At 36.2% G+C, this 12,026-nt stretch carries 13 protein-coding genes; 3 read left to right on the top strand and 10 right to left on the bottom strand.

Translation table 11 applies throughout. The annotated features are described in order from the left end of the window. Positions 1–163: 163 nt before the first annotated feature. From CSUIS19072_RS08020 to CSUIS19072_RS07995, 6 genes are all read right to left on the bottom strand, one after another. Complete coding sequence (locus tag CSUIS19072_RS08020; protein ID WP_086293766.1) at positions 164–1,507, bottom strand: anaerobic C4-dicarboxylate transporter; 1,344 nt, start codon at positions 1,505–1,507, stop codon at positions 164–166. 61 nt (positions 1,508–1,568) lie between these two features. After that, positions 1,569–2,972, bottom strand: coding sequence for an aspartate ammonia-lyase (gene aspA, locus CSUIS19072_RS08015; RefSeq protein ID WP_086293764.1), 1,404 nt, complete (start codon positions 2,970–2,972; stop codon positions 1,569–1,571). 244 nt (positions 2,973–3,216) lie between these two features. Beyond that, on the bottom strand, positions 3,217–4,212 hold the full coding sequence (locus CSUIS19072_RS08010; protein WP_086293762.1) for an AI-2E family transporter: 996 nt from the start codon (positions 4,210–4,212) through the stop codon (positions 3,217–3,219). 14 nt (positions 4,213–4,226) lie between these two features. Next, positions 4,227–4,661, bottom strand: coding sequence for a molybdopterin synthase catalytic subunit (locus tag CSUIS19072_RS08005; protein ID WP_086293760.1), 435 nt, complete (start codon positions 4,659–4,661; stop codon positions 4,227–4,229). 1 nt (position 4,662) lies between these two features. Further along, positions 4,663–4,884 carry a MoaD/ThiS family protein gene (locus CSUIS19072_RS08000; protein WP_086293758.1) on the bottom strand — a complete coding sequence of 74 codons (222 nt, stop codon included), beginning with the start codon at positions 4,882–4,884 and terminating at the stop codon, positions 4,663–4,665. Between the two features lie 9 nt (positions 4,885–4,893). Further along, positions 4,894–6,204 carry an NFACT RNA binding domain-containing protein gene (locus tag CSUIS19072_RS07995; protein ID WP_086293784.1) on the bottom strand — a complete coding sequence of 437 codons (1,311 nt, stop codon included), beginning with the start codon at positions 6,202–6,204 and terminating at the stop codon, positions 4,894–4,896. 68 nt (positions 6,205–6,272) lie between these two features. On the opposite strand from CSUIS19072_RS07995, the gene leuC reads away from it, so the two are divergent. From leuC to CSUIS19072_RS07980, 3 genes are read left to right on the top strand one after another with little or no spacing between them, the layout of a single operon-like run. Next, positions 6,273–7,538: a 3-isopropylmalate dehydratase large subunit gene (leuC, locus tag CSUIS19072_RS07990; RefSeq protein ID WP_086237131.1), complete on the top strand. Its 1,266-nt coding sequence runs from the start codon at positions 6,273–6,275 to the stop codon at positions 7,536–7,538. Beyond that, positions 7,539–8,099 carry an NTP transferase domain-containing protein gene (locus tag CSUIS19072_RS07985; RefSeq protein ID WP_086293756.1) on the top strand — a complete coding sequence of 187 codons (561 nt, stop codon included), beginning with the start codon at positions 7,539–7,541 and terminating at the stop codon, positions 8,097–8,099. After that, positions 8,059–8,949, top strand: a complete 891-nt coding sequence (locus tag CSUIS19072_RS07980) for a phospholipase A (protein WP_086242314.1) — start codon at positions 8,059–8,061, stop codon at positions 8,947–8,949. The genes CSUIS19072_RS07985 and CSUIS19072_RS07980 overlap by 41 nt, the downstream gene beginning before the upstream one ends. On the opposite strand, the gene CSUIS19072_RS07975 is transcribed toward CSUIS19072_RS07980, so the two are convergent. Genes CSUIS19072_RS07975 through dapF form a run of 4 tightly spaced genes read right to left on the bottom strand, consistent with a single transcriptional unit; the run spans position 8,939 to position 11,637 of the window. Beyond that, on the bottom strand, positions 8,939–9,700 hold the full coding sequence (locus CSUIS19072_RS07975; RefSeq protein WP_086237128.1) for a UDP-N-acetylmuramate dehydrogenase: 762 nt from the start codon (positions 9,698–9,700) through the stop codon (positions 8,939–8,941). The two genes, CSUIS19072_RS07980 and CSUIS19072_RS07975, sit on opposite strands and share 11 nt — an antisense overlap. Beyond that, positions 9,697–9,963: a flagellar biosynthesis protein FliQ gene (gene fliQ / locus CSUIS19072_RS07970; RefSeq protein WP_086293754.1), complete on the bottom strand. Its 267-nt coding sequence runs from the start codon at positions 9,961–9,963 to the stop codon at positions 9,697–9,699. Before fliQ ends, CSUIS19072_RS07975 begins: the two co-directional genes overlap by 4 nt. Next, the gene (locus tag CSUIS19072_RS07965) at positions 9,964–10,830 is read right to left on the bottom strand and encodes a menaquinone biosynthesis family protein (protein WP_086293752.1); all 867 of its coding nucleotides are present in this window, start codon (positions 10,828–10,830) and stop codon (positions 9,964–9,966) included. A 48-nt stretch (positions 10,831–10,878) separates the two neighbouring features. Then, the gene (gene dapF, locus CSUIS19072_RS07960; RefSeq protein WP_086293750.1) at positions 10,879–11,637 is read right to left on the bottom strand and encodes a diaminopimelate epimerase; all 759 of its coding nucleotides are present in this window, start codon (positions 11,635–11,637) and stop codon (positions 10,879–10,881) included. Between the last annotated feature and the right edge of the window lie 389 nt (positions 11,638–12,026).

Below are 12,026 nucleotides of genomic sequence, written 5' to 3'. Positions count from 1 at the left end.
AATAAGACAAATTTGAGGCAAATAAGGGGAACCCTACGAAGTAGGTGCTTCAGGTGGGTCAAGGGTTACATTCCAAATTTTCTCCGCAAAACAACCATTTAGGTTGTTTTGCTATTGCGAAAATTTTATTAAAAATCCCTAGGTTATGCCTAGGGAAGATTAATTACACAAGTACAGAAGCGATAAAGCCAAATGCCACAGAAAAAGCAATGGCTAAAACGCCAGGGATTAAGAAAGCGTGGTTAAATACATATTTACCAAGTCTTGTAGAGCCTGTATCGTCCATTTGAACCGCACCAAGAAGTGTAGGATATGTAGGCAATACAAATAGAGCCGAAACAGCAGCAAAAGACGCAACTAGCATATATGCATCGCCTGGATTAGCTGCGCTGATACCAAGGGCTGCTATAACCACCGGAGTGATAGCCTTAGCGGTTGCTGCTTGAGAGTATAGAAGCATAGCCGCAAAGAAGAATATAACAGCAAGTAGTGATGGAACAGCTTTAACCCAATCACCAGCTAGAGTTTTAATCTCTTCTGTATAACCGCCAACAAATGTATTACCAAGCCACGCAACACCAAGAACACAAACGCACGCTACCATACCTGATTTAAATACACTTGTATCGGCTACTTTGCCAACTTCAATTTTACAAAAGATTGTAATAAATGTGGCCACACCTAGCATAAAGCTCATAATAGCAGCATCTCTAGGGACAACGACATTTTCTATAAGAACTGGCTTACCGCCTACTTTTGAGATCGCTGTAGCGTATAAAACCACTAGTAAAACGCCAATTAAAAATATACCAACAGATAGTCTAGCACCTGGTTTTAGCTCTTTATTTTGAACGCCTATTGAAGGTTTGACTAAACCTTGAGCTAAACGCTCTTGATAGACTGGATCTTTGCTTAGATCAAGATTAGAAAATAGAGTGATTATCAAAGCAGTAAGCATACAACCAGCAAATGTAGTTACTAGCCATAATCCAATCAAAGTTGGATAGCTCCAACCAAGTGGCTCTAACACGCCAGTCATATATACAACGGCCGCACTAACAGGGCTGGCTGTGATAGCGATTTGGCTTGATACAACTGCGATTGATAGTGGAGCTGAAGGTTTGATATTTTGCTCTTTAGCGACTTCGACGATAACAGGAATCATAGAAAACGCAGTGTGGCCTGTCCCAGCTAGAATTGTTAAAAAATATGTAACAGTAGGTGCTAAAAAGTTGATATATTTTGGATTTGAGCGAAGGATTTTCTCAGCTATTTGGACTAAGTAGTCTAATCCGCCAGCGAGCTGCATAGCTGAAATAGCAGCGATAACGCTCATAATGATCAAAATAACATCCCAAGGGATAGCGCCTGGTTTCATACCAAGACAAAGACCTAAGATAACAACGCCGATACCACCGGCGTAACCAATACCGATACCACCAAGGCGAATACCCACAAAGATAGCGCCTAGCAAGACAATGATTTGTAAAATCAATACAAAATCCATAGATTCTCCTTATATTTGATCTGCTAGGCAGGCCTAGCAGATTTTGAGTTTAAATTTAATATTATTTTTCGCCCATATGTGGATTAAGCATATTAGCAGGTGTTAAGATTTTATCAATCTCTTCTTTGGTTAGATAGCCACGCTCTAAGCAGATATCTGCTACACTTTTGCCTGTTTGTAGGGCTTCTTTGGCTATGCTAGCTGATTTTTCATAGCCGATATATGGGTTAAATGCTGTAACGATACCAATAGAGTTATAGACAAAATCGCTACAAATTTTCTCATTAGCTGTGATTCCATCTATACATTTGTCAGCTAGAGTTTTCATGGCTTTTTCAAGCATGATAATTGAGTTAAATAGACTATATGCTACAACTGGTTCAAAGACATTTAATTGTAATTGACCGCCTTCGCAAGCGAATGTAACAGTAATATCAGAGCCGATTACAGAGTAGCAAACTTGATTTACCACTTCAGGGATTACAGGATTTACCTTGCCTGGCATGATAGAGCTACCTGGTTGCATTTTTGGTAAATTTATCTCATTTAAGCCGCATTTTGGCCCTGAGCTTAGAAGTCTTAAGTCATTACAAACTTTTGATAATTTAGTAGCTACCCTTTTTAAAACACCAGAAATTTGGACATATACGCCTGTATCTTGTGTAGCTTCTATCAAGTCTTCGGCTACTTTATACTCATGGCCTGTAACTTCTCTTAATTTTTTCTCTACTACTTTTGGATAATCTGGGTGAGAGTTGATACCTGTACCGATAGCGGTACCACCTAAATTTACTTCTAATACAAGTTTTCTAACTTCTAGAATTCTCTCGATATCTTCGCCTATCATTACGGCAAATGTTTTAAACTCACGGCCTAAAGTCATAGGCACCGCATCTTGAAGTTGCGTTCTACCCATTTTTAGCACATCTTTAAACTCCTCAGCCTTTCTCTCATAAGATTTTTTAAGGTATCCCATAGCTGTGGCTAAATCAGTTAAATAATCATGTAGTGCTAAGTGAAGTGCTGTAGGATATGCGTCATTTGTGCTTTGGCTTAAATTTACATGGTCGTTTGGATGGAGGTATTGATACTCGCCTTTTTTATGACCTAAATGCTCTAAAGCGATATTGGCTATAACTTCATTAGCATTCATATTTGTTGAAGTTCCAGCTCCACCTTGGATCATATCTACTACAAATTGATCATAATATCCACCAGCTAGAATTTTATCGCAAGCTGCTATTATAGCACTCTCTTTTTCCTTATCTAAAAGACCTAATTCGCAGTTTGCCATCGCAGCTGCTTTTTTAACTCTTGTGATAGCACGGACAAATCTAGGGAAATTTTTTAACCTATCGTGAGAGATATTGAAATTTTCAACAGCTCTAAATGTTTGGACGCCATAATAGACATCATCACTAATTTCTAACTCGCCTATAAAATCGTGTTCTTTTCTTGTACCCATTACTTCTCCTTTGATTAATGATTTCAAATAGAATTTTAACGCCTTGTAACTTAATATATTTTTAAAATCGGTAAAAATCATCTGAAATAGTGAATTTATGGGGGTAAAATTCTATTTAAAAATTTTATCAAATATAATATTTTTGCTATTTTTAAAATATATTTTTTAAAAATATTTAATATAAAATAAAATTAAATTTATTTTAAGCTAAGCCCATAAAGAGTAAATTTATGAGCCTTATATCTTAGTTACTTAGTAAAACGGAGATAAATTTCGTTCTTGGGTTTGCATCTAGGGCGATTTTGATACTCATAGTTAGTGGCACAGCTAAAAACATTCCGCCAATCCCAAATACAAATCCCCAAAAAAGCAAACTTAAAATCACAACAAGAGTCGATATTCCAAGTCCTTTGCCTAAAAATTTAGGCTCTATGAAATTTCCAATAGCCACATTTACCATCAAATAGATAAGCGTAAGCCATAAAGTTACGCTTAGACCATTTACTGCTAGGCTTACTAAAATTGCTGGGATTGCTGCTATGATGGAGCCAATTGTTGGTATGTAATTTAGTATAAAAGCTAAAATCGCCCAAAGCAAGGCGTGAGGCACATCAAAGAGCACTAAAAATCCCCACACAATCACGCCAGTGGCGATAGATGAGATGGTTTTGATGGCTAGGTAGCGTTTTAAATTTGATATAAATGTATTGGCTATATGAAGTGTAGTTGGGTCTTTGGCGGCAAAATAGGCAACCTTATCTTTAAAAATTTGAGACTCAAATAAGATAAAAGCTAAAAGCAAAAAGACTAAAAAAGATTGCGTAACAAGACTTCCTGTTTGAAGGAGTAAATTTGATGTGGTTGTAATCAATTTATCTATATTTATAAAGCTTAGTATATTATTGCTTATATCAATATCTGCTTTATCTTTAACATAAAGTATAAGATTATCTATAAATATATCAATTTTGGTCTTATAAAGTGGCAAATCGGTGCTAAATTTCAAAATTGCTGAAGCGACTACACTGCCTAAAAACCAAAGCCCACTACCGCAAATTCCAATCAAAATTATAAAGGCAAAGAAGCGGTTAATGTGAATTTTACTCATAAGCTCTAAAATTGGGTAAATAATAATAGCTATAAAAACCGCAAGTAAAAATGGCACCACAATAGAACTAGCTAGGCTAAGTCCGCCAATAATAATAACAAAACTAGCAATCGCAACTAGATTAAAACTCAAATTTACTCCTTTATCTATGCCAAAATACCAGCGTTTTGTAGCTTTTGACTTCTTTTAAGAGCGTAGATTCTCTCATTATTTACTAAATCATACTTCCATATAGGGGCATTTGCCTTAAAGTCCTCTACAAATTCATTTATGAGATTTAAGGCGACTTTTCTTTGTGGGCTACAAACTCCAGCTATAAAGCTCGTCTCATGCACAGCCACATCTCCTTTGCTATGAGCCATTAAAATTATGGCATTTTGAGCTTTTGCTTTTTCTTGCCAACGATCAAACCACGATTTTAAAATCGGCTCATATAGATCAAAGCTAAGTCCCTCTATCCAGCCTTCATCACGCACCACGCCCACAAAGCTCATAATGGCTCCATAATTTTTTAGCTTATTATCATTATACCAGCGGTTTGTAATCTCATTAGCATTTAACGCTCCATCATATAGCTCCATTTTAGCCCCCACAAACTGGTGGTAAAATGCAGATTTTATCGCCATTTTTTAGCTCTTGATTTATATCGCTTACTATCTCATCGTTTAAGGCTACAGCGCATAGCTCTAGCCATTTTGAAATTTGAGAATTTTGAGATAAAATCTCTTTTAATTCAGCTAAATTTTTGACTTCCAGCTCCATCGCACCAACGCCAATTGGCCCTAAAAATTCCACTTTTACCATAGATTTCCTTTAAATTTTAATTGATATAGTTTTGTAATTTATATAATTTACAAAGGCTCCATTTTGGATTTTGACATTTTGTCTTTTTGTGTAATCAACCTCATAAACTCCAGCTGATTTGGTGCTAAATTTTGCGCATAATTTTGCTGCAAAGAGCGCTACTTCATCGCTTAAATTTTGTTTATTTGATTTTATTATCACATGGGTGCTAGGGCGATCTTTTAGATGAAACCAAAAATCATCTTTTTTGGCATTTTTTAGTAAAAATTCATTCCCTTTTTGGCTTTTTCCAAGGCTGATTTTATAGCCATTGATATAGAAATTTTCTACTAAATCGCTAAATTTATCTTGGCTTTTTTGCCCTTGCTTTTTAGGGGATAAAATCTCTATTTCGCTTATATCGCTACTTGAGCTTATCGCATTTTTTAAGGAATTTAAAAACTCTAGCTTGGTTAGTAAATTCTCTTTTTGAATTTCGATATTACTTGCTTTTTGTTTTAATTTTTTACTAGTTTTAAACATCTCATTTGCAGCTATTTTAGGCTGAGTATCTATCTTGATTTGAACCTCATTTCCAGCATAATCAATAAGCCTTAAATCACGCTCATAATCGCTTAAATTATGTAAATTTGAAATTATCAAATTTCCCATTTCATTAAGCTCTTTGGCTCTATTTTCTAGCTCTTGGCTGGTCTCTAAGATGGATAAATTTCTATTTAAAATCTCAATTTTTTTATCTAAATTTGCGATCTTATTTGCCTTTAATAGATTAAGATTATTTAGAGTGATTTTGCTAAATTCATCTATAAAATATCTATCAAAATCCTCTATAATTTCACTTGGCTTCTCTTTTATCTGAACTTCATCAAGCAAGGTTAAAATTTTACCAACCTTTATGCTCCTTTTAGCATTCTCAAAGTGGCTAAGGGCTTCTAGAATTACCCCATTTTCATCGCATATTATCGCATTGGTAAATCGCCCTGTAAATTCCAGATAAAGGGTGCTAATAACCTGCTTATATGAGCCACTAAAGGCTGTTTTGATAGCGAGTATTCTGTTATTTGGCAAGGTCTGTATGCTTAGGATTTTGGCTGAATTTAAACGCTTTTTAAGCAAAATATCAAAAGGGGCTTTATACTCTTTTATCTGAATTTGATCGCTTTTATAGATAGATGAGTGGGATTTATTTAGATCAAATATCAGCTCATAACTCCCATCAAATTTAATCGCAATCATCAAATCGCCAACTCTTTTTATGGTTGAAATTTTATTAAATTTTGACAAAAACTCTGATATTTGGGTTAAAATTTTATATTTCATAAGCACGATTATACCAAAATTTTGCTACAATTCAATCACGAAATTTGGTTAAAATTTAAAGGAAAGATATGAAACAGACAATAACAGAAAAAATTTTTAGCGAGCATGTAGGCAAAGAGGTATTCGCAGGGCAGATCGTAGAGAGCAATATAGATATGGTTATAGGTAACGACATTACCACGCCAATATCCATAAAAGCATTTAGACAAAGTGGTGCTAAAAAACTTGCTAATCCAAAAGGCTTTGCTATAGTGATGGATCACTACATTCCAGCAAAGGATATAATGAGTGCAAACCAAGCTAAGATTAGTAGGGATTTTGCTTATGAGCATGATTTACCAAATTTCTTTGATGAGAAAGATATGGGTATAGAGCACGCTTTAATGCCTGAAAAAGGTCTTGTAGTGCCAGGAGATGTGATAATAGGCGCTGATTCTCATACCTGTACTCATGGGGCCATTGGTGCGTTTAGCACAGGTATGGGAAGCACTGATTTAGCATATGCGATGATAACTGGCAAAAACTGGTTTAAGGTGCCTCCTACGATTAAGGTTGAGTTTATCGGCAAACCAGCAGAGCATATATATGGCAAGGATTTGATACTAGAGGTTATCCGCCAAATCGGAGTAGATGGAGCTTTATATAAGGCGCTTGAATTTACAGGCGATGCTATAGCGTATTTAGATATGGATAGTAGATTTAGCCTTTGTAATATGGCGATCGAAGCTGGTGGTAAAAGCGGTATAATCGCAGTTGATGATGTGACTAAAGAGTTTTTAAGCAAGGTAAATTTAAGAAGCGAGCCTAAAATTCACTATAGCGATGAGGGTGCAAATTATGAAAAAATCCTAACAATAGATGTAAGCAAACTAGAACCAGTAGTAGCATATCCATTCTTGCCAAGCAATGGCAAAAGCATAAGCCAAGCTGTTAAAGATGATATTAAAATAGATCAAGCCTTCATAGGTAGCTGCACAAATGGTAGATTAAGCGATTTAAGGATCGCAGCAAAAATCCTAAAAGGCAAAAAAGTAGCCAAACACACAAGATTAATAATCACCCCAGCCACACAAAAGATCGCCCTTACAGCACAAAAAGAGGGTTTAATGGATATATTTGTAGAAGCTGGAGCGGTAGTAAGTAATCCAACTTGCGGGGCTTGTCTTGGTGGATATATGGGGATTTTGGGCTCAGGCGAGAGATGCATTAGCACTACAAATAGAAATTTCGTAGGTAGAATGGGCGATAGGACAAGCGAAGTCTATCTAGCTAATTCAGCAGTAGCCGCAGCTAGTGCAATAGCTGGAAAAATCGTAGATCCAAGAGATATATAAGTGCAAAATGCATTGATACTAGCAGGGGGCAAAAGCTCTAGAATTGGTATGGATAAAACCATGCTGGAGTTTAGAGGCTTTGCTAGTATCACTCATTTTTTATATGATAGGTTAAAAGTAGTTTTTGATGATATTAAAGTAGCCACAAAACAGAGTAAATTTAATCCATCTTTGCCTATTTTGCTTGATGGGTTTGATGAGTTTGCGCCTATTTTTGTAATAGCAAATTTAGATAAACACTATCATAATCCAGTATTTATAATAGCAGCTGATACACCGCTAGTAGAGATCAAAACCATATGCGAATTATCAAATTTAAATAGCCCATTAGCCTTAGCAAGTGATGGCAAGCATCTACACTATTTATGCGGATTTTATCATCCTAGCGTTGCCATAATAGCTAGACAGATGATCCAAGATGGGGATTTAAGATTATCAAATTTAGCTAAAAAATGCGGTTTTAAGAGTTTGGAATTTGAAAATTCCAAGCAGTTTTTTAATATAAATACCAAAGATGAGTATGAAAAAGCTAATATTTGTAGCTCTATTTCTTTTCTATAATCTTGCCTTTGGTGCGGATAAATTATATCAAAAGGCCTTAGAATTCGAAGCTAATGGCGATAAGGAAAACGCATTAAAATACTATAAACTCTCAGCTCAAAAATCTCTAAATTTAGACGCCAAACAGCCACCACAAACCACAACGCTTAAGAGCGATGAGCTATTTTGGGGGATTAGTGCTTATCATCTTAACTACTTTATGCCCCTATCATACTCCAGTCCAAATAGCCTAAAAAAGAGTATCTCAAGCCAGTTTCAAATAAGCCTTAAAAAGCTGATTTTTGATGATTTATTAGGCTTTGATGAGCGTTACTATTTTGCTTATACTCAAATTTCGTGGTGGGATCTATACTCTGATTCGGCCCCATTTTATGAGACGAACTATCAGCCTGAATTATTTGTAGAAATCCCGCTTAATTACCCAAATTTAGCCAATCTCAAATTTGGCTTTTTACACGATTCTAATGGCAAAGATGATGAGCTATCAAGGTCGTGGAATAGGGTTTATGTGGCTGTTGATTTTAAGCTAGATAACCTTACAATCACCCCAAGAGTATATAAAAGAATTCCCGATAAAAAAGATGATAACCCAAAGATTCAAAACTACAAAGGCAGAGGCGATATAAATTTAGATTATCATATGGATAATGGCTCGATTTTCAAAGCAGTTTTTACAAATAATCTTAAATTTGATAAGACAAATAAAAGCTCATTAGAGTTAGGCTATCTATATCCTATTAAAAATGGATTTTATCTATATCTATCTGGATTTAGTGGTTATGCTAAGAGCCTTCAAAGCTATGATAAATATCAAAACGCCATAAATCTAGGCATAGCATTTACAAGATAACTACCTCGCACCTTAAGCTAATACCAAACATCTCCCAAACTCGCTCTTTGGCTAAATTTATAAGATTTAAGGCATCTTCAAATGTGCCACCGCCATAATTTATCAAAAAATTAGCATGTTTATGGCTAAATCCGCACCCACCTATCCTAAATCCTTTTAGCCCAGCTGCCTCTATGAGCCTACCAGCATAATCCCCCTTAGGATTAGCAAAGCACGACCCAAAGCTAGCGCCATTTGGCTGATTATTACGCTTTTGGTTTAGATAATCGCTTAGCTCATCATCAAACTCTTTTGTAATCTCAAAATTCGCTTCAAATATCACACCATCAATATTTGAGCCTCTATATCTAAATTCGCACTCGCTACTACTTTTTAACCCTTTTGAGGTGGATACACATTTTAAATTTTGGCTGATTTCATACTCTTTTATCCCAGCATTCATAGTGATTAATCCGCCAAGCGTTCCTGGTATTTTTTTGATAAATTCAAAGCCACCTAGATTATTATCCTTAGCAAATTTATATATTTTCGCACTGCTAGTTTTAGCGCCGATCTTTAATACCCCATTTTTAAGCTTTATATAGTCAAATTTAGAGCCCAATATCCCCATTTTAGGCGGATTTGGCGATATTAAAATATTATTTGCTCCACCTATCATCACTCCATCAAACTCGCTAGTCTCATCTATAAGCTCAACTTCAAAAATCCCGCCGATTTTCACAGAGCTATACTTGCTAAAATCAATCTTCATTGTATAAATGTCGGTATCATATTTAAAATTCGCTCCGTAAAATCAATCATTTGGCTCATCATCCAAGGCATTAAAAATATAATCACTATAACGACCAAAATTATCTTAGGGACGAAGCTTAGCGTCATCTCATTTATCTGCGTTGTAGCTTGAAATATGCTAATTAATAGCCCAGCGATTAGCCCAGCCATAAGCATAGGAAGGCTGATTGATAAAGCTAGTTTGAAGGTCTCAACCCCAAGACCGATTAAATCGCCTTGCATTTAGCTATTCCTACTTTTTAGATACTCAACTGGAATGAAATTTGGCTCAGCCTTTATAAGGGTAGGGTAAAATCCACTCCCAAAGCCAATCTCAAAAAGCCTATTTAAGGCTCTTATCTGAATTTCATTCATACTTATGGAGCTATCATTTGCGTATAAATTTAGATAAATTTCAAGCTTTTTATCATCTACACGCACCAGATTTCGCTCTAAAAGCATTTTAGAGAGTAAATTTTTATTATCATAAGCGATCTTAACAGCCTTAGTCAAAACCCTTTCGCACTCTATCGCATCAGTTAGCGGAAGACTTCTGCGAAGCGCCATTCCACCAAGTGGCAATGGCAAACTCTCATCACCCCTAAGCTCACACCAAATATCCCAAATTTCACGCTCCACGCAAAGCTCGCTACTAAATTCCAAAATGCTCTCATGTATCAGCACGCCAGCATCGACCTCGCCACTTAAAACCGCACCTTCAATATCCAAAAAATTCTTATAAACCACTCTAGCTTTTGGGTAAGCTATGCGAAATAGCATCGCATTTGTGGTATATTGCCCACTTAGTGCGACTTTAAAATTTGGCTTTAGATTAACCCCTTTTTTCTTTATAAGCTTTGGGCCATACCCATCGCCAAAGCTCACAGCAGTCCGCAAAAGTGCGTAATCTTCGTAAATGAAAGGATACAACCCAAAGCTAATCGCACTAGCGTCAAATTCGCCCTTTAAAGCACTTTTATTAAGCGTTTCTATATCATCAGCCTTAGAGTTAAATCTCAAAATTTCACTATCAACCCAGCCCAAATTTATCGCACTATACATAAAAATATCATCAGCATCAGGCGAGTGGGCTACATTTATATTTTTCAAATTTATCCTTTATATTTTGGCTAATCTTACTTAAATTTAGCTAAATTTTTAATATATCGCCGTATCAAAAATATGGCTTACCTTGCCGCCAAAATGGATAGTTTGCCCATCAAATCTAAGGCTTAAAATCTCCTTGCTCTTAGGCATTACACTAGCCTTTTTATCAAGCCCAAATCTCTCAAATCCAGTGAAAAACGCCGCAGCCATTCCAGTCCCACAAGCATTTGTCTCATTCTCCACACCACGCTCAAATGTCCTAACTAAGAGCATTTTGCCATCAAATTTAGCATAATTTACATTCGCATTATACTTTTTACGCATTGCCTTACAAATCTCTAAATCAAATTTAGCCAAATCATCTACAAAGCTCACTAAATGTGGCACCCCAGTATCATAAAAGCTCCACTCAAGCCCCATCTCATAAAATGGCTCACTTAGCCTTTTTGGCTGACTTAATGCGACTTCTACGCTATTTTCATTAGTGGTAGCTCGGATAATCCCAGCGCCAGTTTCAAAGCTACAACTATTATCACAAATTTGATTTTTATAAGCATATAACGCAGCCGCACGGCTACCATTGCCACACATCGCAGCCTCGCTCCCATCGCTATTGTAAAACTCCCACGCAAAATCACTATCACCTTTAGAACGCTTAATGATGATTAGCCCATCAGCACCCACACCATTAAATCTATCGCACAATCTAACGGCCAAATCACTGCGGTTAATACTATAAAATTTAGCATTATCAATAGCTTGAAATATGATAAAGTCATTACCACTTGCGTTGTATTTTGAAATTTGCATAAATATCCTTAAAGAAAAATGCGAGATTTTAGCATAAAATAAATTCAAATTCGCTTTTTTTCCTTCCTGCTTAAATATTTAACTTCGCTAGAGCCAAGCTAGTCTTTGCGACAAGGAGCTACGCTCCCTTGACCCACCTCTTGTGTTTTACACTCTCTTTGAGAAAGTCCCTACTTTGTAGGGTTATCCTATTTTTAACTTCGCAGGTCAGCAAAGCCGACCTTTGCGACCAAAGGTGAACCTTTGGAAACCCCTAAAGTCCCTACTTCGTAGGGTTACCCTATTTGGTTTAAATTTGTTTTATTAAATCTGAGCTTTAGCTCAGCAACATTGAAAGGCTTTTACAAGGGGTTGGGGGTTGTTAAAAAAAAAAAGGGGGGGGGAAGGGT

Source organism: Campylobacter sp. RM19072, from assembly GCF_024723485.1.
GTDB lineage: Bacteria > Campylobacterota > Campylobacteria > Campylobacterales > Campylobacteraceae > Campylobacter > Campylobacter porcelli.
This window is presented reverse-complemented; position numbering and strand designations above follow the sequence as displayed.